Origin of the sequence: Sphingomonas pseudosanguinis (assembly GCF_014196255.1) — a bacterium.
In the GTDB taxonomy this organism is placed as follows: Bacteria; Pseudomonadota; Alphaproteobacteria; order Sphingomonadales; family Sphingomonadaceae; genus Sphingomonas; species Sphingomonas pseudosanguinis.
Genome location: NZ_JACIDH010000010.1, coordinates 36,815 through 59,015, shown reverse-complemented (window position 1 = coordinate 59,015; position 22,201 = coordinate 36,815). Strand labels below are relative to the sequence as shown.

Genomic DNA, 22,201 nt, shown 5'->3' with positions numbered 1-22,201 from the left:
AGCGAAGTCGAAGGCCATGCCAAACGGCCACCGCAGGGTCTACGCTTCGACTACGCTCAGCACGAACGGAGGATGAGCGGCAGGGCGGCCAGCCACAACCTCAAAACAGCCGCTTCAGGCTCCGCTCCAGCATCAGCATCTGCCACAGCGTCCGGCCGTGATCCGCCCGCCCGGCGCGGTGGTCCGCGGCGATACGGCCCAGTTCGGCCAGCTCGAACCACCCCGTCTCGCGTAGCAGCCCTGATTGCGACAGGCTCGCGGCCTCATCCGCCAAAGCCCCCCGGAACCACGCGCTGATCGGCGTGACGAACCCCATTTTCGGCCGGTACAGGATGTCGCGCGGCAGATAGGGCTCAAGCGCCTTCTTCATCAGCCATTTGCCCTGCCCGCCCCGTACCCGCATCGCGGCGGGCAGACGTGCGGCATATTCGACCAGCCGATGGTCGAGCAGCGGCTCGCGCGCCTCCAGCCCCACCGCCATCGAGGTGCGGTCGGTCTTGGTCAGGATATCGCCGGGCAGCCAGATCTTCAGATCGGCATATTGCGCACGGTCGATGGCGTCACGGGCGGGCGCGTCCCGCATGGCGGCAACATAGCGATCCTCCGCCCGGTGCCCGCCCAACGCCGCACGCGCCTCCGCCGAGAATAGCCGCGCCCGCCATTCCGGGCTGGTGACACCGACCGCGCGGGCATAGGCCTCCGCCCCGTCCATCCCCAGCGCCTGCAACGTGGTCTTCGCGCGCAAGGGACGCGGCGCCCAGTCGGCCTTGGGGTAATAGCGCCCCAGCGTACCGAACAGACGACCGCGCAGCTCGGCCGGCAACAGCCCCCGCACCCGCTCCTCACCCGCATGGAAGACATGGCGGCGATAGCCCGCCAAAGCCTCGTCCGCGCCGTCGCCCGACAGCGCCACGGTGACATGCTCGCGTGCCAGCTGGCACAGCCGATAGCTTGCGAGCGCGGAGGCATCGGCGAAGGGCTCGTCGAATTGGCCGACCAGCGTGTCGATCAGCGCGAAGTCGTCGGCGCGCACGACCCGCTCGACATGATCGGTGGCGAAACGCTGCGCGATGGTGCGGGCATAGCCGCGCTCGTCATGCCCCGCCTCTTCGAAGCCGATGGTGCAGGTCCGCACGGCGCGCGGGGACGCCTCCGCCATCAGCGCGACGACGCCCGAACTGTCGACCCCGCCCGACAGGAACGCGCCCAGCGGCACGTCGGCGACCATGCGGCTGGTGACCCCCGCGCGCATATGGGCGAGCAGCCCCTCGCCCAGCGTCGCCGCCGAACCACTCTCGCGCTCCGAGAAATCCACGTCCCACCATTGCCGGGGCCGGGGGATCGACCGACCCCGCTCGATCAGCAGGAAATGCCCGGCGGGCAGCTTGTGCACGCCCGCCACGATGCTGGCATCGTCGGGGACATAGCCCAGCGCCAGATAATCCTCGACCGCGCGGATGTCCGGCCGCCGCCGGAACAGCGGATGGGCGAGGATGCCCTTCATCTCGGACGCGAAGGCGATCGCGCCATCGGGCAGCTCGGCCCAGTGAAGCGGCTTCACCCCCAGCCGGTCGCGCGCCAGGAACAGCGTGCCCGCCTTGGCGTCATGCACGGCGAAGGCGAACATGCCGACCAGCCGGTCGAGCATCGCCGGCCCCCAATGACGCCAGCCGTGCAGCAACACCTCGGTATCGCCATCGGTGTGGAAGACCGCGCCGCGCTCGCGCAATTCGTCGCGCAGGGCGCGGTAGTTATAGATCTCGCCGTTGAAACAGACCGCGACCTCGCCATCGACCATCGGCTGGGGCGATCCGGCGACATCGATGATCGACAGCCGGGCATGGGCGAAGCCGACACCCGGCGCGGTCCACACCCCCTGCCCATCGGGTCCGCGATGCGCCTGCACGCCGATCATCGCGCGCAGCCGAGCGGGATCGACCGGCTTGGGCGTGGCGGGGTGGAACAGGCCGGCGATGCCGCACATACGGCGTCAGCGCTGCCCGGTCAGGCGGTCGGCGAAGCGGTCGATCGGCCCCAGCGCGCGGACGAAGGTCTCGATCGCCTGGGGGTCGTCGCCCTCGCTCGACACATGCACCGCGACCGCCATCTGGCGCTGGCCCAGCAGCCGGGCCTTCATCGTCTCAATCTTTACCTGTCGCATATTGGGCGTCAGGCTATCGCCGATCCGATACCAGGTCGCAACATCGCGCTGCATCGACTGGCCGAGCGGCCCGGTCGTGATCATCCGCATCGCGCCGCCCCCGGCGATCGGCCCGAGATCGGCGACGCGTATCCAGCGATCATCCTCCTGCAACACGCCCGTGCCGAACGCGCCGAGCTTGCCGCCCTCGCGCTGGCGGGAGAAAACGGCGACCGCCAGATCGACCTGATGCCCCTGCCCGTCCGTATAGGTGCGCAGCATGGTCGCATCGGCACCCGGATAATGCGGCGCCCAGTTGCTGCGCTGCTGCGCCGGGGTCCAGCCGGGCACGTCGGGCAGCGCCATCTGCGCGGGCAGCAACGCCGCGCGGCTGCCGGCATAGCCGCTCCAGCTCGGGAAGACGGCGGTGATCGCCAGCGCCAGTACAGCCGCCAACAGCGGGTCGATGCGATGCCCGGGCGTGGCCGACAATTTGGCGGGGTCGAAGGCGGGATCATCGGGCGAACGATCGAAGAACTGCCAGCCGATCGCCAGCACCGCCGCCATCACCAGCGCGAAGAACACCCAGCCGAAGATGATATGGTCGACGCCCCCCGCCACCTCGATCGAGGTCAGGTCGGCGGCGAAGATCGTGCCCCAGGCGCGCACGCCATTGGCCAGGATCGGCACGATCACCGACACGATCATGAAGATCGCGCGCCGCCAGGGCGACCGGAAGCAGAGATTGGCGACGAGCGCGGCAAAGGCGATCATCGCGAGCACGAACTTCGACCCCGAACAGGCCTCCGCCACCTCGAACCAATAGCGGCCGGCATGAATCAGGACGCCGTCCGCCGACGCCGGGATGCCGCTCCAGTCGAGCAGCGGCATGACGATGGCGACGGTGATCTGCTGCAACGGCTTTTCCAGTTCCGCCCCGAACGGCACCAGGAACCAGGCATAGACCAGCGGGAAGAGCAGCCCGCGCGCGACCATCGGCCCCAGCAGCGTGACGACCAGTCCTTCCAGCGTCGCGACCAGCCCCATCTGCCGGACGAGCGCCACGGTCGCGGACTCGCCCAACAGCCAGAGGAACCCGCCGGCCGCGACCAGGATCAGTCCGGGCCACCAGGCGGCGGGCGTCAGCTTCGACAGTTCGGGCCGCCGCTGCCACACCAGCCAGCCGACGACCGGGCCGATGAACAGGCAATGGCCATAGGTCGTGCTGGTCCACCAAATCTCGACCAGATGGGTGACGTCGCGCCAGAACAGGGCGAGGATCAGCGCCGCCGCCGTGCCAAGCAGCGCCAGATGATAGGGCCAGCGTCCCGGCCGCATCCGATCCCCCACAGTCACACAATATCCTTCAACAGCTGGTCGAGCGGTGCCAGTCTCGCGTTCCAGTCATAGCGGTCAAGCACTTGCGCACGCGCCGCCGGATTGGCGGCGGGGCCGGATAGCGCGGCGATGACCTTGTCGGCGAAGTCCCGGTCGCCGTCGGCGACCGCGATGGTGCCGCCATGATCGATCCCCTCGGCCGCCGCACGCGAGGCGACGATCGGCCGCGCCATGGCCATCGCCTCCAACACCTTGTTCTGGATGCCGCGCGCCAGCATCAGCGGGGCGACACAGACGGCCGCGGCGGCCAGCCAGATACGGGTGTCGGGCACTTCGCCGGTGACGATCACCGCCTCCCCCGCCAGCCGGCGCACCGCCGGCGTCGGCGCGCGGCCGACGATCGCGAAGCGCACGGCGGCATGCGCTTGGCGGACCAGCGGCAATATGGCTTTGGCGAAATGCGTCACCGCGTCGATATTGGGCTGATAATCCATCTGCCCGGTGAAGACGATCAGCGGCCCCGCCTCGGCGACGGGGGTGACGAGGGCCGGGTCATGGACGGCGGCATCGATACCGTTCTCGACCGCGACGATCCGACCTTCGCCGCCACCAGCGCGGAACAGGGCGGCCTCCGCCTCGCTGACGAACAGGGTCGCCGCCATGCCGGCCGCCACGCGACGCTCGAAACCGCCGAGCAGCCGCGCTTCGCGGGCCAGCATGATTCGCTTGAGGCCAGCGGCACGCTCGGCGAGCGCGGCGAACTTGGCGGAGTCGACATCGACCATGTCCATGATCGTCGGTTCCTCGCCGGCATATTGCGCCATCTGACCGGAAAAGATGTAGGCCGCCGCCACCCCCTGCCGTCGCACGGTCCGCACGGCTTTCGTCATGGCGGGATGGGCGAAGGCGGTAAGCGATACGGGGGCGCCCGTCGCCAGTGCCTGAAGCGCGGCGACCGGGGTCGATTTGGACCGGCGGATGATATGGCAACCGGCCAGCAGATCGGTAAAGGCGGCGGGCGGATCAAGGTCCGCCTCGCTCTCGCCAAAGGTGCACAGGTGCACGCGCCAGTCGCGGCGGAGATGGCGGAGGATGTGATAGCTGCGAATCTTGTCGCCACGATCGGGCGGGAACGGCACACGGTGGGCCAGGAACAGTAGGTCCCTCACCCCAGGCCCCGTGCGATCGGTGGCCCGGCCAGCTTCGCCGCCCAGACCGGCAGGCGTTTCCACACCGCGATCATCAGCGCATATTTGGGATTGAGCGGGTTGATCGCGCGCGGTCCATGGACACTCCGGCTGGCATAGGCCAGCGGGCGCCCCTCGAACCCCCAATTCTTCTTGAACGCCGCCGCGCCGGTGCCGACCTTGGACCGACCGAAATCGAAACTGTGGCAGCCACGCGCACGGGCATGGCGCATCAGCGCGAAGTACATCAGGTCATTGGCGCGCAGGCCCCGTGCCGCCTGGGTGCCGCCGCCCCAATAGGGATAGACGGTGCCAGCGTGATACAGGCTCAGCACGCTCGCCACCGCCCGGCCCTGATGCCGCACGGTCAGCACATCGGCGTCGAGCCGCGCCACCGCCTCGCGAAACAGCCTGGCCGGAAAGACCGGGGTGCCCAGGTTGCGGACGGACTCGGCATAGATGCGGTAATGCTCGGCCAGCATCGCGTCGCTCGATCCGGTTTCGACGATCAGGTCGTTGGCCAACGCCTTGCGCACCTCGGCGCGCTGCTTGCGCGGGATCGCCTTCAGTTCAGCTTCGTCATCGGCTGCGATAGGGCGGACGAAGCCCAGATAGCTGTCGGTGTCGACCGCCCAGCCGCCTGGGGCCGGACCGCCACGCAACTCGACCGACTCAATCCCGCGCGCGCGCGCCGACTGCCAAGCGACTTCCGCCAGCAGGTCCGCGCCCTCGCCCAGCACGCCGCCATCGACGCCGAACCCGGTCGAAACCATCGCCGCGCCGAACAAAGGCGAGCGGATTTCGCTCAGCGGCAGGACCCCGGCGATCGTCCCGTCCAGCCGTTCGGCGATAAGATAATGCGCCTTCTGCCCGCATCCCGCCGCGCCCGCCAACAGCCAGCCGGTCAGATGAAAGGGCGTGCCCGCCTCGGCCGACCGGACGAAGGCATCGATCCGCGCGCGTTCGTCCTCGCGCCCCAGATCGGCGACGCGGACGGCCAAGTCCGGTGCGGTCATGCGAGCCGCGCCGCTTCCTCGGCCGCGACCGCATCCACCCGGCCCCAGTCATGCCGGCCGAGCAGCCCGCGCAGCTTGCCCGCCATCGCCCCCAGCCGGCTGTAATGCCGGACCTTGGAGCGCAGCGGCGCATCGGCGACGCGCGGCTGGTCTGGATCGATCTCCCAGGGGTGGAAATAGAAGATCGCGCCGTGCCGGTCGCGATTGACCTGCCCGACCGCGACATCGGTCAGCTTGGCGGGCAGCATGCGGAAAAAGCCGCCGCCGGTCGCCAGCCGCCGCTTGCCCCACTCAGCCACCGTCACCGGCAATTCGATCAGATCGGCATCGGCGAGCGGCCGCCAGGCGTAACGCGGCGATTCCGCCCAGCCATAATGGTCGTGCCGCAACGGCGCGACGCTGGAGGAGTAACGATAGCCCGCCTCGGCCAGCACCGGATGCGCCCAGGGCGTGCGCTTGTCGATCGAGAAGCTGGGCGCGCGATAACCGGTCACCGCCTGCCCGCCGGCATCCTCGATCGCCGCCTTGGCGCGGGCGAGGTCGGCGCGGAACTGGTCGGCGGTCATGGTGAAGACGCGCTGATGGTCCCAGCCATGGCTGGCTATCTCGTGCCCGGCCGCGACGATGCGCCGGATCAGGCCGGGATGGCGATGCGCGACCCAACCGAGCGTGAAGAAGGTCGCGCGCGTGCCCGTCTCGGCGAACAGCGACAGCACCGCATCGGTATTGGCCTCGACCCGGCTGTCCAGCCGGTCCCAATCCGCCTTGTCGATCGTCTTCTCGAACGCGCCGACCTGGAACCATTCCTCGACATCGACCGACATGCCGTTCAGCGGCGCGGCCGCCTTCCGCTCAGGCGGCATGGCCCCACGCTCCTGCCGGGCGGATGGTCGCGCCTTCCTGCTTGGCCTCGCCACGATCGTCCTGGTCGGTCCAGTCGACCAGCAGGGTCAGGACACGGCGCAGCGCCGCCTCCTGCTGCTCCAGACGGGCTTCGAGCCGGGCGACGCGGTCCTCCAACGCAGCGGTCGCGCTCGGCTGGGCCGGTTCGGCGGGCTTGGCCGGTTCGGCCTGTTCGGGTGCGGACGGCGCCATCGGACGCAGCGAGACGGGTTCGGGCGCGGGCGGTGGGGCCACGACGCGGTGCGCCCCGCGTTCGGTGTCCATGCCGGCCGCGCGGACGATCGGCTCGGGCGCGGCATGGCCATTGGCATACAGGCCGGAGCGAAGCGTGCCCGCCGTCGCGGCGATACCCGCCGCCGTGCCGTTCAGCGCGCCCAGCGTGCCGGCACCAAAGACCGGCGGGTCATAGGAGGCCGGGGCGGCGATCGGCGCGACGCGGGTGATGATCGGATCGGCCTGCGATTCGGGTTGCGACGAGGTGATCCGGTCCGCCCCCATATCGGCGGCCATGTCGGCGGCGACGCTGCGCACCGTATCCTGCCCGATCAGCTCGACACCCTCGATCGCCGCCTGGAGCAGCACGCGGCCGGCCAGCACGTTCAGCCGACGCGGCACACCGCCCGAGGCATCGTAGAGCGCATCGAACGCGTCGCCCGCGAAGTCGGGACGCCCGGTCCAGCCCGCCACCGCCAGGCGGTGGGCGATGTAATCGGGGACTTCCTCCGGGTCCATCGGATCGAGGTGATGGATGGCGATGACCCGCTGGCGCAGCTGCTCGACCGCGCCCGAGCCCAGCAGGCGGTCGCGAAACTCGGGCTGGCCGACCAGCAGGATCTGGAGCAGCGCATGGCCGCCCGCCTGGAAATTGGAGAGCATGCGCAGCTCTTCGAGCGAGGCGAGCGGCAGCGCCTGCGCTTCGTCGACGATCAGCAGCACACGGCGGCCCTCGCGCGCGACGCCGTTCAGCGCGCGCTCGGTCGCGGCCAGCAGCGCGGCCTTGGACAGGCCCTGCGCATCGACACCCAGCTGCCCGGCGACCACGCGCAGCAGGTCATCCGGATCGATCGCGGTCGACACGATGTGGAGCACGCGGACGCGGCGCGTGTCGAGCGTCTCGACCAGATGGCCGACCAGCGTCGTCTTGCCCGCGCCGACATCGCCGGTGATGACGATGAAGCCCTCACCCTGCGCCAGGCCATAGCCCAGATAGGCCATCGCCTTGCCATGCGTCGCCGTCTCGAACCAGAAACGCGGGTCCGGGGTCAGCTGAAACGGGCGTTCGCCCAGACCGAAATGGGTCTCGTACATTATCGTGCCTTTCGGCCGGTCAGAATTGATACCGTGCGGCGATCAGGGCCTGCGCCGACAGGGCGTTGGTCAGGTCCCCGACCGAGAAGTGGTACAATCCAACCGACGCGGTTGTTCCCAGCCGACCGAAGTTGTGGAAATAGCTGGCCGTCGTGCCAACCGATACCACGTCCTCGGCGCCCGCCAACCTACTGGCATAATAGTTAACGAAGCCATTCACGTTAAGCCCCGAGTCACGACTTAACGACCGTCCGAAGAAAATCTGCGCGTACCAGCTTTCGTCATCAGCCCCACCGACGATCAGCCCCGGCGCGGCGTCGGGCGCGAACAGCCGGCGGTTGCTATAGCCCAGTCCGAAGCCCAGCGTGGAGCGGCCCCGCGCCATGGTCAGCGTCGCATCCACGCCGCGCGCGCGGTAGACGGCGGTCTGCACCGATTGCAGCACGTCGTTCAGGCACCCGCCCGGCGTCGCCCCGCTGGTCGAGAAGACGCAGCCGTTGAACTGCTGCGAAAAGGCGTCGCGCGTCTCGACGAACTGAGTCGGCAGCCCCGACAGGCCGTTGCGCATCTGCCGACCGAACGTCTGGATGCCATCATAGACCGAGGCACGGAAGAAGACGCCGCGCGCCGCCTCATATTGCGCGGTGCCGGTGATGCTGAGCGAGCCGTAGCGTTCGCCGATATGACCCTCGACCGAGGTGCGGCGATTCGGCCGCCAGATGACGCCCGCGTCGTAATAGACGCCGTCGGTGCGATAGGCGATCCGGCGCGGGCTGTCGGGCGCGATCACGAAGCGGCCGCTGCTGTCGACCAGCGGGCGTCCCGCCGCATCGACCGCCGCATCGCGCTGGCTGCTCTCGATCCGTTCATAACCGACACCGGCGGTCAGCGCGACATATGGCGAGACGGGATAGAGCACGTCGCCGCGCGCGAACCAGCCCTCGTAACGCTGCGCCAACTGGCGGGCGTCGTCGCGCTCGTAGAGGCCGCTGGCGCTCAGGCCGACGGGCAGGATGGTGCCGGGACGCGTCGAGGCGTTGACCGTCGCCATGTGGTTCCAGCTGTCGCTGAAATAGTCGAGCCGGGGTTGATTGGAGGCGAGGCCGCCCAGCCCCGGCGTCTCCGCGCGGGTATAGCCCAGCCGGTAATTGGCCAGCAGCTGAACCGGCCCGGCGCGGGTGCGCAGGACGGGGCCGACATAAGCGGAGTAGAGCTGCGAGATATTGCCCGGATTGCCGACCAGTACGCCCGGCGCGGCCCCGCGAATATCGGACCGCGTCCGCGTCGCCAGCGCGCCGCCGTCGATGCTCAGTTCGGGCGTGATGCGATACAGCCCGCGCGCCAGTCCGCTATGCACGTCGCCGCCGCCATAGCCGTCATTCCACGCGATGCGATGTTCGTAGCGATAGCTGACCTGCCCCTGCGCCCGCGCGGTATCGACCTGCGCGTTGACGCCCGCCGCCAGCGTGGTGAAGGTCACCGAATCGCCGCCGTTCAGATCGGCGCTGAACAGCTGCCCCACCTCGATATAGGGCGACACGCGCGCACGGGGTCGGTCGGGGCCATCGGCGGCCGGCGCGGGTGCCGAACCGGCGGGCGGCGCATTGCCCGCACCGGGTGCGACGCCCGACGGCGGCGGCAGGTCCTGCGTTTGGGCAAAGGCCGCGGCCGGCAGCATCGCTAGCCCCAGACAGCCCGTCAGGATCGGCCGCGCCACCATGCTCAGCCGACATCCTTACCATAATAGCCGAAGCGCCGGCTGCCCGGCACGAAGGCGACGCTGTTGAGCACCAACTGGATATGCTCGCACGCGTCGAGCAGGTTGATCGCGGCGGTCACTTCGCTTTCGGGCGTCTTGTCGGCGCGTACGACCATCATCACCTGTCCCGCCAGCATCGCCAGCACCGAGGCGGGCGACGCCGCCAGCGCGGGCGGCGAGTCGAAGATGACCAGCCGGCGCGGATTGGCCGACAATAGCCGCTGCAGGACCGTGCGGGTGCGTGCCGAGGCAAGCAGTTCGGTATCGCTCGCCTTGCGCGTGCCGCAGGCCAGCACCGACAGATGCGGGACATCGGTGCGGATCACCAGATCCTCGACATCGATATTGCTGTCGTCGAGCGCGTCGAGCAGCCCCGGCCCCTCGGCCAGGCCCAGCCGGGCGAGCACGTCTGGCTTGGCGACATCGGCATCGACCAGCAGCACCTCGGTATCGCGCTCCGCCGCCAACGACAAAGCGAGATTGACCGAGCAGAAGGTCTTGCCGTCCTGCGGCCGCGCCGAGCAGATCAGAACGGTGCGCGCCTTGTCGGCGTCGCCCGTCTCGATCAGCCGCTGGCTGGTGATGATCAGCTGGCGCTTGACCAGCCGGAACTCCTCGGCGAGCGGGCCGATCGGCGCGCCGGGCACGATCATGCCGTTTTCCGCGAGCAGCGCGCGGTCGACGGTCGCGACGTCGCTGAACCCCGGATTATATTCGCTGGCAAGGAAATCGTCGTCGCCCGGCTGCGCCAGGAACTCGGCCGGAATGCCCGCCAGCGCGGGTTCGGTCACCGCCGGCGCGGCGGCGTCATCCTCTTCGATCAAGCCCGGCGGAGTCCAAGCCGGCTCGGGCATTACGGGCGCGACGAAGGGGGCCACGGCCTCGGGCGGCGCAATGGGTGCGGCTTGTTCGACCGGAGCCGTCGCGACTGGCGGTGGCGCGACCGGTTCGGCAATCGGCGCGGCCTGTTCGACCGGCGCCGGGCGCGGTTCCTCGACCGGCGCGGGCGCACGGACATAGGCCTGGAAGTCGTACACATTGGCCGCCCGTTCGAGCAGCGACGGTTCCCGGCGGGGTCTGGGAGGTTTCACGCTGTTGCTCACGCCGCCATACCCCGCTGCAATAGCTCGATACCCAGGACCATCCCATAGGCCGCCGCGAGCGCCGCCGTCCCACCCAGGAACAGTTTCAGCCGGCTCGCGCGCACCTCGGCCTGCGCGCGGGTGACGACTTCGCCGATCGATCCGATCACCGGCATCCCCATCGTCCGCTGGAGCGACTGGGCGGTGGTGAAGGTCTGGCGCAGCTTGGACAGGGCAAAGGCGCTGCCCACGCCCAGCCCCAGCCCGGCGAGGAACACGCCGGTCAGCAACAGGATGCGGTTGGGCGCGGTCGGCGCGCGCGGATAGGTTGGCGGATCGATGACCGAGAAGCGCATCGAGTCCGTCTGGTTCTGCGCCTGTCCGCGCAGCGCCACCTGCTCGCGCTGGCGCAGCAACTGGTCATAGCTGTCCTTCAGCACCTGATAGTCGCGGTCGATCGCACCCTGCTGCGCCGCCGCCTCCGGGTTGGTCGACAGGCTGGCGTTCAGCCGGTCGAGGTCGCCCTGCAACTGCGCCTTGCGCACCTTCAGACTGGCGAGCTGCGCCTGCTTCTCGGCCGCCATCGACTGTAGCGACATGTATAGCGGATTAGGCTGGCCGCCCGCGCCGCCGCCGGAGCCTTCCGCCCTGGCCGCCGCCTGCGCCGCGCCCAGCTGGCTCTTCAGGGCGATCACATCGGGGTGATTGTCGGTGAAGCCCCGCGCGCGCGCATCCGCCAGCTGCCCCTGCAGCGTCGCCAGTCGGGCGCGCGCCGGACCGACGCTGCCGCCGCCCTCCGCCACGGTGCGCGGCGTCGCCGCCAGCTGTCCCTGCACCGCCGCGACGCTCGACTGGGCGGCGGCGAGATCGCTGTCGACCTGCGCCATTTGCGAACGCGCCAGTCCGATACGATCCGCGACCGAACCGCTGCCCGGCAGGCCGCCCATGAACTGGTTCTGATATTGCGCGCGCTTGGCCTCCGCCGCCTGCAACTGCTTCTGCCGCTCGTCGAGCTGGCGGTCGAGGAAGCTCAGGCTCTGGCTGGTGGTGTTGCGATCGCCGACCAGATTGGACTCGACGAAGATGTCGATCAGCTTCTGCGCCACCTGCTGCGCCAGCTTGGGGCTCCCTTGCGTGACGGTCAGCTTGAAGATCGTGTCCTGCTGGTTCTCGATCTTGATCGACTGGGCCAGCCCGGCGACGCGCGCGGCGACATCGGCATCGGTCGATACCGTGGCGGCCAGATCGGTGCCGCGCACCACCTTTTGCAGGTTGATCGCCGAGATCAGCGTCTGGCGGACCTGATCGACCGATTGCATCTGGGCATTGGGGCCGCTGCCCATGCCGTCGGGCAGAAGCTGCGAGGTCTGCACCGCGATGCGCGCGGTCGACTCGTACCGGCTGGGGATCTGCGACACGAACAGCCAGCCCAGGATGCACACGGCCCAGGCGACCGCCAGCGCCAGCCAGCGCCGGGTCCAGATCGCATGGATCGCAATGCGGATTTCGTCCTGAATGGCGGACACGCGCGCCGACCCTCCTTAGAACATCGACTCGGGGATGATGATGACGTCACCGGGTTCCAGCCGGACATTCGCCTTCGAATCGCCCTTGCGCAGCAGGTCGTTGATCTGGAGCGCATATTCGCGCTGCTTGCCGGTGTCGCGCTCGGTGCGGACCAGCTTGGCCTTGTTGCCCGCCGCATATTGGTTCAGCCCGCCGACCGCGATCATCGCGTCGAGCAGCGTCATATTGGCGCGATAGGGAATCGAGGCGGGCCGCTCCGTCGCGCCGACGATGCGCACCTGCTGGCTGTAGGTGCCGGCGAAATTCTCGACGATCACCGACACGATCGGGTTGGAGACATATTCCGACAGCGCCTTCTTCATGTCGTCGGCCAGCATCGCGGGCGTCTTGCCCACCGCCGGCATGTCGTTGACCAGCGGCGTGGTGATGCGGCCATCGGGGCGCACCTGCACCTTGGCCGACAGGTCGGGATTGCGCCAGACGAAGATGTTCAGCTGGTCGAGCGGGCCGATGACATATTCCTCACCCGGCACGTCCTTCTTGGCGACATAGCCCGCCGGCGGCAGTTCGGGGCCGCTTTTCGCGGTCGAACAGGCGGCCAGCGTCGAGGCGGCGAGCCCTGCGATCAAGAGGGGGCGGGCGAAGGATGCCATGCGAACGTTACTCCTGAACCCTGCACCCCGGCCGGGGCGACAAGGCAAATTGCGCAGCGTCGCTATGCCGTCCAAGAGGTGAACATAGGGTTATGCCCCGGTAGACGCTGCCGATATTTCATCGGGCCAGCACTTCGTCGGCCGGCCCGTGCCCCAGAAACGCCGCAGGGCTGGCACTGGCTCCATAGGCTCCCGCCAGAAAGATCGCGACGATGTCGCCCATATCGGGACGGGGCAGCGCGATGCGGTCGCCCAGCCGGTCGAGCGGGGTGCAGAGCGGGCCGACGACCGACAGCGTCTGGTCCGCCGCCGCGCCCATCGCATGGGCCAGCGCCAGCGGATAGTTGCGCCGCACGACGGTGCCGAAATTACCGCTGGCCGCCAGCTGGTGATTGAGCCCGCCGTCGAGGATCGCGAACCGCTCGCCGCCGCTGTCCTTGATGTCGACGACATGCGCCAGATAGACGCCCGCTTCCGCCACCAGCCAGCGGCCCAGTTCGATCGCGAAGCGCGTGTCGCTTAGTATTTCCGATCGCGCATCCAGCGCCTCGGTCAGCGCCGCCCCGACCCGCTCGATGTCGAGGGGGGAGTCGCCGGCGAAATAGGGAATGCCGAAGCCGCCACCCAGATTGACCAGCGGCGGCGCCTGCCCCGCTGCCTCGGCGAGGCGCGCGGCGAGCGCGATGGTGGCGGCTTGCGTATCGATGATCGCCTGCGGATCGAGCGCCTGGCTGCCGGCATAGATATGAAAGCCGCGCCAGTCCGCGCCGGCCGCGATCAGGTCGCGGACCAGTGCCGGCACCCGCTCGGCATCGATGCCGAAGGGCGATGGCCGGCCGCCCATCTTCATCCCCGACCCGCGCAGCTCCACATCCGGGTTGACCCGCACCGCCAGGCGCGGCGTGCGGCCCAGCCGATCGGCGATGGCCAGCGCGCGCCTCGCCTCGCCCTCCGACTCCAGGTTCAGCGTGATCCCCGCCGCGATCGCGGCGGTCAGCTCGGCATCGCGCTTGCCCGGCCCGGCGAAGCTGACCGGCCGGCCGAGGTCCGTCACCTTCGCCAGCTCGCCCGACGATGCGACATCGAAGCCGTCGACCATCGCCGCCATCGCGGCGAGCAACGGCGGAAAGGGATTGGCCTTGATCGCATAATGAAGGTCGATCGTCGGAAAGGCCGCCCGAAACCGCGCTACCCGCGCCGCGACGATGGCGGGATCATAGACGAACAACGGCCCGTCGCGCCCTTCCATCCATGCGGAGGCACTTCGTCCACCGATGATCAGCGCGCCCTGCTGCGCGGCGAATTCGGGGGGGATGGGACCCATGGGCTTCATGCCGTCATATCCTTGTCCAGAACCGTACGGCGCAGGCCGCTGCGGTCCAGCTTGCCATTGGCGTTGCGCGGCAGTTCGTCGTGCCAGACGATCCGCGCGGGCTGCATGAAATTGGGAAGCTCGGCCTTCAGCCGGGTGCGCAGCGCCGGCTCCGATGCGGCATCGCCCGCCAGCACCAGCACGATCGTCTGGCCCTGCACCGGGTCGGGCACGCCGATCGCCACCGCCTCGCGCGCTTCGCCGCCCGACAATGCGGCTTCCTCGATCTCCTGCGGGCTGATCCGGTTGCCGGCGACCTTGATCATCTCGTCATCGCGCCCGACGAAGCGGAGCAGTCCGTCGGCGCCCAGCACGACCTTGTCCCCCGACCATACCGCCCGGTCATGCCCCGGCGCGGGGCGAAAGCGCTGCGCGGTCCGCTCGGCATCGCGCCAATAGCCTTGCGCGACCAGCGGCCCGGCATGGACCAGCTCCCCCGGCTCGCCCGCAGCCGCCGGGCTGCCATCGGGGCGCAGCACCATGATCTCGGCAAAGGGAATGGCCCCGCCGATCGCATCGGGGTTGGCATCGATCCGCGCGGGGTCGAGATAGGTGGAACGAAACGCCTCGGTCAGCCCATACATGGCGTAGAGATCGGCCGCCGGGAACAGCCTGCGCAGGCCCCGGACCAGCGAGGGGGTCAGCGCGCCGCCCGAATTGGTCAGCCGCCGGATCGGTGCGACCGCCTCCTCGGGCCATTCGGTGGCCAGCAGCTGCGTCCAGAGCGGCGGCACGCCGGCCAGCGTCGTCGCGCCGTGCCGCGCGACCGCCTTCACCACGTCACGCGGCGTCAGATAGTCGAGCGGCGCGACCGCGCCCCCAACGACCCAGGTCGAGAAAAGCTGGTTCTGGCCATAGTCGAAGCTGAAGGGCAGCACGCCCAGCACCCGGTCGTCCGGGGTCAGTCGCAGATAATGCGCGACCGCCACCGCCCCCAGCCACAGATTGGCGTGGCTGAGCATCACCCCCTTGGGCCGCCCCGTCGACCCCGAGGTATAAAGGATCGCCGCCAGCATATCGGGATCGGCCTGCGACCGGGGCAACGCATCGCCCTCCCCCGCCTCGACCGTCAGCCGCGTGTCCGCCGGCACGTCGCCCGGCTCCAGCGTGGCGGCACGGGGGGCGTGGGTCAGCAGCATCGCCGCGCCGCTATCGGCCAGGATATGCGCCACCTGCGCGCGCTTCAGCAGCGGATTGATCGGCACATGGACCAGCCCCGCGCGCGGTGCCGCCAGCGGCATCAGCGCGGCGATCCGCGTCTTGGGCAGCCAGCTCGCCACCCGCGCGCCGGGTTCGAACCCTTGTCCGGCCAACCACCCCGCCAGCCGCGCGACCTGTTCCTCGGCCTCGGCGAAGCTCAGCCCACCGTCGCGGTCCAGCAGCGCGGGGGCATCGGGGGCACCGCGTAAGACATGGTCGATGGGCAGGGCGACGGGTTCGGGGGACATAGCGGTCATCTACAGCCGGGGGTTGTAGAAAGTCGAGCCGAGGGAATGGGACATACGGGGTCCGCATGCGGCCAAGCCCTCCCCCAACCCCCTCCCGCCTGCGGGAGGGGGCTTTGCAGAGCCGAAACGCACTCCCTTCTACTCCCCTCCCGCAGGCGGGAGGGGCTGGGGGAGGGCTTGGGACTCCTGACCGCAGGAATGCCACAAGCCCCCAAATCCTGCCCAACCTTATCCTGGGCACAGCGACATAGCGCGTCCCCTCCCCCAACCCCCCTCCCGCCTGCGGGAGGGGGCTTTGCTGAGCTGAAACGCGTCCCCTTCTACTCCCCTCCCGCAAGCGGGAGGGGCTGGGGGAGGGCTTGGGACTCCGGAACCTGTCGAAATGCCCCGAGGCCCTAAATCCTTCCCAGGCCTTTTGCTGGACATGCTAACGTAGCGTGTCCCGTCCCCGCCCCCCGGTTGCCCAACGCGGCCCGCCGCTCTAACGCAGTCGCAACGACACGAACAGCAAGGCGACAGGGTTTGGAACTCCAGGCGGGCAGTGAGGTGGAAGCAACGGTGCGCGGCGTGCTCGCCGATGTGCTAGGACTGTCGCAGGAGCGTGTGGCGGGGTTCGACGCCGAGACGCCGCTGTTCGGCGCGCTGCCCGAACTGGACTCGATGGCGGTCGCAGGGGTCCTGACCGAGCTGGAGGACCGCCTGGGCATCCTGATCGAGGATGACGAGGTCGATGGTGAGATGCTGGAGACCTTCGGCCAGCTGGTCGCCTTCGCCAACGCCAAGGCACAAGGTTGATCGATTTCTACGACGGCCCCGGCGGGCGCGAGGCGATGCTATGCCTCGGGCCTGCGCAGGGACCGGTCGTGCTGGTCGCCCTGCCCTTCTGGGAGGAGGCGAACCGGACGCGCGTGGTGGCGGTCGCCATGCTGCGCGCGCTGGCCCGGCACGGCATCGGCGGCGTGCTGCCCGACTGGCCGGGCACGGGCGAGAGCCTGGTCGAAACCGAGAAAGCCAGTTTCGCGCAGTGGCGTCTGGCGCACCGATCGGTCGCTGAAATGCTCGCCGCCCGCCGCTGCTACGGCGTGTCGATGCGCGGCGGGACGCTGGTCGATGGCCTGGCCGATCTGGCGGGGCGCTGGCATCTGGCACCGATGACCGGCGAGGCGGTGCTGCGCGACGTCATCCGCCTGCGCGCCGCAGCGGGCTTGCGCGGTGACGAGCATGGCGTGTTCGGCGCGGAATCGCCGGTGCGGGTCGCCGGTAACCGGGTATCGCCGCACTTCCTCGCCGAGCTGGCCGGGGCCGCGCCGTCCGCACCCGAAGCCATACCCTATCGCGTCGTCCGGCTGGGCCATGACCGTGCGCCCGCCGACCGGACGATCGATGCCGTGCCCCCCTGGCGCCGCGCCGAACCGCAGGAAGACCCCGAACTCGCCGCCACGCTGGCCGAGGACATCGCGCAATGGATCGCCACATGCGAAGGCTGATCTCCTTTCCGTGCGAGGGCGCGACGCTGATCGGCACGCTGGACGAGGCGCCGTCCGATACCGGCCTGCTGATCGTCTCGGGCGGCAACGAGCCGCGCATGGGCGCGCATCGCGGACAGGCCATTCTGGCGGCGCGGATCGCGGCGCGCGGCTATCCCGTGTTCCGCTTCGACCGGCGCGGCGTCGGCGATAGCGAGGGCGTGAATGGCGGCTGGGAGTCGAGCGGCCCCGACATCGCGGCGGCGGTCGACGCCTTCGCCCATAGCGCCGATCTTCGCCGCGTCATCGGCTTCGGCAATTGCGATGCGGCCACCGCCGTCGCGATGTTCGGCGCGGAGGCGCAGCTGAGCGCGATGCTCCTGTCCAATCCCTGGCTGTCGGACGAACCCGATGCGTTGCCCCCCGCCGCCGCGATCCGCCGTCATTACGCGCGCAAGCTCGCCAGTCCGGGCGAATGGTGGCGGCTGGCGCGCGGCGCGGTCGACTTGGGCAAGCTCCGCCAGGGGCTGACCAAGATCGCCGCCCCGCCCGCCCCGCTGGGCGACGCCGCCGCGCCGCTGCTCGAGGCGATCCATGCCTGGGGCGAGGATGCCACGATCATCGTCGCACGCGGCGATGCCACCGGGGTGGCCTTTCGCGCCGCCGCGCGCGGGCATGACTTCGCGATGGAGATGATCGCGACGGACTCGCACAGCTATGCCGATGCGATGGATGCCTTGGAACGCGCCATTCTGGTTGGTCTGACGCGCGCCGCATCGGACGAAGCGAGCCTGTCGCACGACGACGTATCGGAACTCAAAAATACCGATTAATACGTTTTAAGATAACGCTTTTTTGCCGGAACGCCTGCCTCGCCCCGCCCATTGGGGCGCTGAGGAGACGGTCCATGAACGAACGCCCCACCCCACCACAATCCGAACAGCAGCAGGACATGCCCGGCCAGACTGAGGCGATGGACCCGCGCCCCGATCATGGCGAGCACAGCTATGTCGGCCATGGCAAGCTGACCGACAAAAAGGCGATCATCACCGGCGCCGGTAGCGGCATCGGTCGCGCGGTCGCCATCGCCTTCGCCCGCGAGGGTGCCGATGTCGTCATATCCTATCTGTCCGAGGACGAGGATGCCGCCGAGACCCAGCGGCTGGTCGAACAGGCAGGCCGCAAGGCGTTGCTGATCCCCGGCGATGTCAGCGACCCGGCGCATTGCCGCACCATCGTCGAGCGCGCGGTGCAGACCTTCGGCCGGGTCGACATATTGGTCAACAACGCCGCGCATCAGGCGACCTTCCAGGCGGTCGAGGACATTCCCGACGAGGAATGGGACATCACCTTCGCCACCAACATCCATGCGATGTTCTATCTGGTGAAGGCCGCGCTGCCGCACATGGGCGAGGGCGCATCGATCATCAACACGACCTCTATCAATGCCGACAAGCCGAGCGAACAGCTGCTCGCCTATGCGACGACCAAGGGCGCGATCCACAACTTCACCGCCGGCCTGGCGCAGATGCTCGCCGAGCGGAACATCCGCGTGAACGCGGTCGCGCCGGGGCCGGTCTGGACCCCGCTGATTCCGTCGACGATGCCGCCCGAAGCGGTCAAAACCTTCGGCCAGCAGACGCCGATGGGGCGCGCCGCGCAGCCCGCCGAGCTCGCCCCGCCCTATGTGATGCTGGCCAGCGATGAGGCCAGCTACATCACCGGTGCGACCATTCCGGTCACCGGCGGCACCCCCTTCCTTTGAACCAAACCACAGGAGTGATGCCCATGGCTTCCCTGCCCCAAGATGTCATCCTGTCGGTGTTCGTCACCGGCCTGAAGAATGCCCATGCCGTCGAGCATCAGGCGCTGGCGCTGATCGACCGGCAACTCGACCACCTGGCCAACTACCCCGACGTCGCCGACCGCCTGCGGCTGCATCGCGGCGAGACCGAGCAACAGATCGACCGGCTGGAGGAAATCCTCGACAGCTTCAACGAAAGCCGATCGATGCTGAAGGATGCCGCACTGACCTTCTCGGGCAATATGGCGGCGCTGGGCCATGTCTTCGCGCCCGACGAGATACTCAAGAACAGCTTCGCCAACTTCGCCTTCGAGAATTTCGAGGCGGCCAGCTACAAATCGCTGATCACCATCGCCGATGCCGGCAACCTCAGTAGCGCGACGTCGCTGCTCACCCGGTCGCTGGACGAAGAGCTCGCGATGGCGGCCTGGGTCGACGAGAACAACGCCGCGCTGACCCGCCGCTATCTCGAACGCCGCGCCGCTGGCGACACCGCCAGCCACTGATCCCGACAGCCAGCAAGCGAGACCGATCATGTATTATCACGATAAACGCCTGCAATATCCCGTCCGCTGCGAGAATCCCGACCCCTTGTTCGCGCGCATGCTGCAACAGGCGATCGGCGGCGTGGAGGGCGAGATCCGCGTCTGCATGCAATATTTCTTCCAGGCCTGGGGCAATCGCGCACCGACGCCGAAGTACCGCGACATGCTGCTCCACACCGCCACCGAGGAGATCGGGCATATCGAGATGCTGGCGACCGCCGTGGCGCTCAATCTCGACAAGGCGCCCGCCTCGCTTCAGGAGGAGGGCGCAGCGGACGGCATCGTCGGCGCTGTGATGGGTGGCGGCAATGCCCGCCACGCGATCGAGGGGACGCTGCACAAGCACATCCTGTCGACCGGCCTTGCCGCACAGCCCGTGGACTCGGACGGCGTGCCGTTCAACATGAGCCATATCTATGCCAGCGGGAACGTCGCCGCCGACATGTATTGCAACGTCGCCGCCGAGAGCACCGGCCGGGTGCTGGCGACGCGGCTCTACAACGCCGCGCATGATCAGGGCATGAAGGACATGCTCCACTTCATGATCGCGCGCGACACCATGCATCAGGAGCAATGGCTGGCGGTGATCGAGGAACTGGGCGCCGAGGGCGCGCTCCCCATCCCCAACTCCTTCCCGCAGGCCAAGGAGCATCCCGAGCATAACTACGACTTCTTCGTCACCTCAGTCGACGGCACCTATCCCGAAGGCCGCTGGACCCAGGGACCGAGCGTCGACGGCAAGGGCGAACTCACCGTGTTCCGCAACGAGCCGATGGGCGAGGAACCGATCCTGGGTCCGGCCCGTCCGGACAGCGGCGCTCAGGCCGAGCAAATCGGGGAAAAGCCGGTGGTGTAACGAGGAACATTCCTCCCCTGTAAGGGGAGGTGGCAGGCCGAAGGCCTGACGGAGGGGGCTTGCCGCACAGGACGTCCCTTGTGGCAAGCCCCCCTCCACCACCGCTTCGCGGCGGTTCCCCTCCCCGTACCGGGGAGGAAGCAGATGCCCCGAACCGTCAGGCTCGGGGCGTCGTCATATCAAGCGCCGACCGGGAGCGTCTTGCCAGTGGACTTGTCCAACGACCGCGCGACGATCAGGTCCAGCGCCGTCGCCACCGCGACGAAGCCGATCGCGCCCCACACCGCCTTGCGCTGTGACGACCGGCGCGCCGCGACCGCCAGCGTGCCCAGATCGAGCATGTCCCCCACCACCCGGTTCCACACCCGCGCCGAATGCGCCGGTGCCTGGACCAGGCCGACCCCGGCGACAACCTCGCGCATGCCATAAGCCTTGACGGTGGTCGCACCGCCCGGAACCGACAGACGATCGGCGATATGGCGCGCGGCGAACAACTCGGCCGCCCCGAGCGCGAGCGAAAACAGGCCGAGGCCCCAGCTGGCGGATTTGGCGTTCATGATGATCCTCCGATGTGATGGATCACCGATCAACGCCACGGCCCGCCGGCCGGTCCACAAATCGATCTAAATCAGGGTGTTAAGCAACATCCTTTGCCGCAAACCTCTCCCCTTCTTTTCAGGGGAGGGGCCGGGGGTGGGGCGGTTCGGCAAGCGCAACGCCGGTGGATAGGCCCCACCCCAACCCTTCCCCTGAAGGAGAGGGGCTTTAAAAAACGAACGGATTATTCCGCCGCCTTGGCCATGTCCTCGAACTCGGCCGCCGCCAGGAACCGCTCGGCGTCGAGTGCGGCCATGCAGCCGGTGCCCGCCGCCGTCACCGCCTGGCGATAGACCTTGTCCGCCACGTCGCCGCACGCGAAGACGCCGGGCACGCTGGTCCGGGTCGAACCCGTCTCGACCGCGATATAGCCGTCCGAATCCAGCTCCAGATGGCCCCGGAACAGCTCGGTCGCCGGGTGATGGCCGATCGCGACGAAGCCGCCCTCGACATCCAGGCGGCTATGCTCGCCGGTCACCGTATCGACCAGATCGAGCGCGACCAGGCCCGCATTGCCGCCGCCGTCGACGAACTCGCGCACTTCCTTGTTCCACAGTATCTTGACGTTAGGGTGCGCGAACAGCCGCTCCTGCAGGATGCGCTCGGCACGCAAGCTGTCACGACGGTGGATCAGCGTCACGTCGTCCGAATGGTTGGTCAGGTACAGCGCTTCCTCGACCGCGGTGTTGCCGCCGCCGATCACCGCGACCTTCTTGCCGCGATAGAAGAAGCCGTCGCAGGTGGCGCAGGCCGACACGCCCTTGCCCTTCATCGCGTCCTCGCTGTCCAGGCCCAGCCACTTGGCCTGCGCCCCCGTCGCGATGACCAGCACCTCGCCCTCATAGACATCGCCGCCGTCACCGATCAGGCGGAACGGACGGCTGGTCAGGTTCACTTCCGTGATCGTGTCCCACATCATCCGCGCGCCGACATGCTCGGCCTGCTTCTGCATCTGCTCCATCAGCCAGGGACCCTGGATGACGTCGGCGAAGCCGGGATAATTCTCGACATCCGTCGTCGTGGTCAGCTGGCCGCCGGGCTGAATCCCCTGCACCACGATCGGCTGCATCCCCGCGCGCGCGCCGTAGATGGCGGCCGACAGCCCCGCCGGGCCGGAACCGAGGATGAGCATGCGGGTGGAATGGGTGGTCATGTCGTCGTCCTGTGAAACGCTGTTTGGCCCCTAGATAGTCGCAGCGG

The 22,201-nt window shown here is 68.8% G+C and carries 20 protein-coding genes; 6 read left to right on the top strand and 14 right to left on the bottom strand.

Features of this window, described 5'->3' with window-relative positions; genetic code table 11:
* Positions 1–100: 100 nt before the first annotated feature.
* From GGR48_RS11660 to GGR48_RS11605, 12 genes are all read right to left on the bottom strand, one after another.
* Positions 101–1,984, bottom strand: coding sequence for an XrtA/PEP-CTERM system amidotransferase (locus GGR48_RS11660; protein WP_183952065.1), 1,884 nt, complete (start codon positions 1,982–1,984; stop codon positions 101–103).
* A gap of 6 nt (positions 1,985–1,990) precedes the next feature.
* Positions 1,991–3,496 (bottom strand): exosortase A, encoded by a 1,506-nt coding sequence (gene xrtA, locus GGR48_RS11655; protein WP_338110530.1) that lies wholly within the window; start codon positions 3,494–3,496, stop codon positions 1,991–1,993.
* Positions 3,493–4,647: a TIGR03087 family PEP-CTERM/XrtA system glycosyltransferase gene (locus GGR48_RS11650; RefSeq protein ID WP_183952064.1), complete on the bottom strand. Its 1,155-nt coding sequence runs from the start codon at positions 4,645–4,647 to the stop codon at positions 3,493–3,495. The genes xrtA and GGR48_RS11650 overlap by 4 nt, the downstream gene beginning before the upstream one ends.
* Positions 4,644–5,681 (bottom strand): FemAB family XrtA/PEP-CTERM system-associated protein, encoded by a 1,038-nt coding sequence (locus GGR48_RS11645; protein WP_183952063.1) that lies wholly within the window; start codon positions 5,679–5,681, stop codon positions 4,644–4,646. The genes GGR48_RS11650 and GGR48_RS11645 overlap by 4 nt, the downstream gene beginning before the upstream one ends.
* A complete protein-coding gene (locus tag GGR48_RS11640; protein ID WP_183952062.1) occupies positions 5,678–6,544 on the bottom strand; it encodes an XrtA system polysaccharide deacetylase in 867 nt (288 codons plus the stop codon). Before GGR48_RS11640 ends, GGR48_RS11645 begins: the two co-directional genes overlap by 4 nt.
* Positions 6,534–7,892, bottom strand: coding sequence for an ExeA family protein (locus GGR48_RS11635; RefSeq protein ID WP_183952061.1), 1,359 nt, complete (start codon positions 7,890–7,892; stop codon positions 6,534–6,536). The genes GGR48_RS11640 and GGR48_RS11635 overlap by 11 nt, the downstream gene beginning before the upstream one ends.
* A gap of 19 nt (positions 7,893–7,911) precedes the next feature.
* Positions 7,912–9,612, bottom strand: a complete 1,701-nt coding sequence (locus GGR48_RS11630; RefSeq protein ID WP_183952060.1) for a porin family protein — start codon at positions 9,610–9,612, stop codon at positions 7,912–7,914.
* Between the two features lie 2 nt (positions 9,613–9,614).
* Entirely contained in the window at positions 9,615–10,754 is a 1,140-nt protein-coding gene (locus GGR48_RS11625) for an AAA family ATPase (protein WP_420854074.1), read from the bottom strand.
* Positions 10,751–12,259, bottom strand: coding sequence for an XrtA system polysaccharide chain length determinant (locus tag GGR48_RS11620; protein WP_183952059.1), 1,509 nt, complete (start codon positions 12,257–12,259; stop codon positions 10,751–10,753). The genes GGR48_RS11625 and GGR48_RS11620 overlap by 4 nt, the downstream gene beginning before the upstream one ends.
* A 15-nt stretch (positions 12,260–12,274) precedes the next feature.
* The gene (locus GGR48_RS11615) at positions 12,275–12,913 is read right to left on the bottom strand and encodes an XrtA/PEP-CTERM system exopolysaccharide export protein (protein WP_183952058.1); all 639 of its coding nucleotides are present in this window, start codon (positions 12,911–12,913) and stop codon (positions 12,275–12,277) included.
* Positions 12,914–13,031: 118 nt separating this feature from the next.
* On the bottom strand, positions 13,032–14,246 hold the full coding sequence (locus GGR48_RS11610; protein WP_183952057.1) for a pyridoxal-dependent decarboxylase, exosortase A system-associated: 1,215 nt from the start codon (positions 14,244–14,246) through the stop codon (positions 13,032–13,034).
* Positions 14,243–15,742, bottom strand: a complete 1,500-nt coding sequence (locus tag GGR48_RS11605; protein WP_420854073.1) for an AMP-binding protein — start codon at positions 15,740–15,742, stop codon at positions 14,243–14,245. The genes GGR48_RS11610 and GGR48_RS11605 overlap by 4 nt, the downstream gene beginning before the upstream one ends.
* Before the next feature lie 513 nt (positions 15,743–16,255).
* On the opposite strand from GGR48_RS11605, the gene GGR48_RS11600 reads away from it, so the two are divergent.
* The 6 genes from GGR48_RS11600 (at position 16,256) to GGR48_RS11575 (ending at position 20,404) form a co-directional block, all read left to right on the top strand.
* Positions 16,256–16,528 carry an acyl carrier protein gene (locus tag GGR48_RS11600; RefSeq protein ID WP_183952055.1) on the top strand — a complete coding sequence of 91 codons (273 nt, stop codon included), beginning with the start codon at positions 16,256–16,258 and terminating at the stop codon, positions 16,526–16,528.
* Positions 16,525–17,220 carry an alpha/beta hydrolase family protein gene (locus tag GGR48_RS11595; RefSeq protein WP_240456126.1) on the top strand — a complete coding sequence of 232 codons (696 nt, stop codon included), beginning with the start codon at positions 16,525–16,527 and terminating at the stop codon, positions 17,218–17,220. Before GGR48_RS11600 ends, GGR48_RS11595 begins: the two co-directional genes overlap by 4 nt.
* Complete coding sequence (locus tag GGR48_RS11590) at positions 17,208–18,032, top strand: hydrolase 1, exosortase A system-associated (RefSeq protein WP_183952054.1); 825 nt, start codon at positions 17,208–17,210, stop codon at positions 18,030–18,032. Before GGR48_RS11595 ends, GGR48_RS11590 begins: the two co-directional genes overlap by 13 nt.
* Positions 18,033–18,106: 74 nt before the next feature.
* Complete coding sequence (locus tag GGR48_RS11585) at positions 18,107–18,964, top strand: SDR family oxidoreductase (protein WP_183952053.1); 858 nt, start codon at positions 18,107–18,109, stop codon at positions 18,962–18,964.
* 23 nt (positions 18,965–18,987) lie between these two features.
* The gene (locus tag GGR48_RS11580; RefSeq protein ID WP_183952052.1) at positions 18,988–19,509 is read left to right on the top strand and encodes a ferritin-like domain-containing protein; all 522 of its coding nucleotides are present in this window, start codon (positions 18,988–18,990) and stop codon (positions 19,507–19,509) included.
* Positions 19,510–19,537: 28 nt separating this feature from the next.
* Positions 19,538–20,404: a manganese catalase family protein gene (locus tag GGR48_RS11575; protein ID WP_183952051.1), complete on the top strand. Its 867-nt coding sequence runs from the start codon at positions 19,538–19,540 to the stop codon at positions 20,402–20,404.
* Positions 20,405–20,583: 179 nt separating this feature from the next.
* Here the strand turns inward: GGR48_RS11575 and GGR48_RS11570 are convergent, their stop codons facing one another.
* Positions 20,584–20,961: a hypothetical protein gene (locus GGR48_RS11570; protein ID WP_183952050.1), complete on the bottom strand. Its 378-nt coding sequence runs from the start codon at positions 20,959–20,961 to the stop codon at positions 20,584–20,586.
* 224 nt (positions 20,962–21,185) lie between these two features.
* Positions 21,186–22,154: a thioredoxin-disulfide reductase gene (trxB, locus tag GGR48_RS11565; RefSeq protein WP_183952049.1), complete on the bottom strand. Its 969-nt coding sequence runs from the start codon at positions 22,152–22,154 to the stop codon at positions 21,186–21,188.
* Positions 22,155–22,201 lie beyond the last annotated feature (47 nt).

Excerpts from the sequence above, each read along its gene's own strand:
- GGR48_RS11580 (WP_183952052.1), top strand. The coding sequence starts at position 18,988 with ATGGCTTCCCTGCCCCAAGATGTCATCCTGTCGGTGTTCGTCACCGGC.
- GGR48_RS11660 (WP_183952065.1), bottom strand. The coding sequence starts at position 1,984 with ATGTGCGGCATCGCCGGCCTGTTCCACCCCGCCACGCCCAAGCCGGTC.
- GGR48_RS11615 (WP_183952058.1), bottom strand. The coding sequence starts at position 12,913 with ATGGCATCCTTCGCCCGCCCCCTCTTGATCGCAGGGCTCGCCGCCTCG.
- GGR48_RS11635 (WP_183952061.1), bottom strand. The coding sequence starts at position 7,892 with ATGTACGAGACCCATTTCGGTCTGGGCGAACGCCCGTTTCAGCTGACC.
- GGR48_RS11640 (WP_183952062.1), bottom strand. The coding sequence starts at position 6,544 with ATGCCGCCTGAGCGGAAGGCGGCCGCGCCGCTGAACGGCATGTCGGTC.
- GGR48_RS11630 (WP_183952060.1), bottom strand. The coding sequence starts at position 9,612 with ATGGTGGCGCGGCCGATCCTGACGGGCTGTCTGGGGCTAGCGATGCTG.
- GGR48_RS11570 (WP_183952050.1), bottom strand. The coding sequence starts at position 20,961 with ATGAACGCCAAATCCGCCAGCTGGGGCCTCGGCCTGTTTTCGCTCGCG.
- GGR48_RS11585 (WP_183952053.1), top strand. The coding sequence starts at position 18,107 with ATGAACGAACGCCCCACCCCACCACAATCCGAACAGCAGCAGGACATG.
- GGR48_RS11610 (WP_183952057.1), bottom strand. The coding sequence starts at position 14,246 with ATGAAGCCCATGGGTCCCATCCCCCCCGAATTCGCCGCGCAGCAGGGC.
- trxB (WP_183952049.1), bottom strand. The coding sequence starts at position 22,154 with ATGACCACCCATTCCACCCGCATGCTCATCCTCGGTTCCGGCCCGGCG.
- GGR48_RS11590 (WP_183952054.1), top strand. The coding sequence starts at position 17,208 with ATGCGAAGGCTGATCTCCTTTCCGTGCGAGGGCGCGACGCTGATCGGC.
- GGR48_RS11575 (WP_183952051.1), top strand. The coding sequence starts at position 19,538 with ATGTATTATCACGATAAACGCCTGCAATATCCCGTCCGCTGCGAGAAT.
- GGR48_RS11605 (WP_420854073.1), bottom strand. The coding sequence starts at position 15,742 with ATGACCGCTATGTCCCCCGAACCCGTCGCCCTGCCCATCGACCATGTC.
- GGR48_RS11645 (WP_183952063.1), bottom strand. The coding sequence starts at position 5,681 with ATGACCGCACCGGACTTGGCCGTCCGCGTCGCCGATCTGGGGCGCGAG.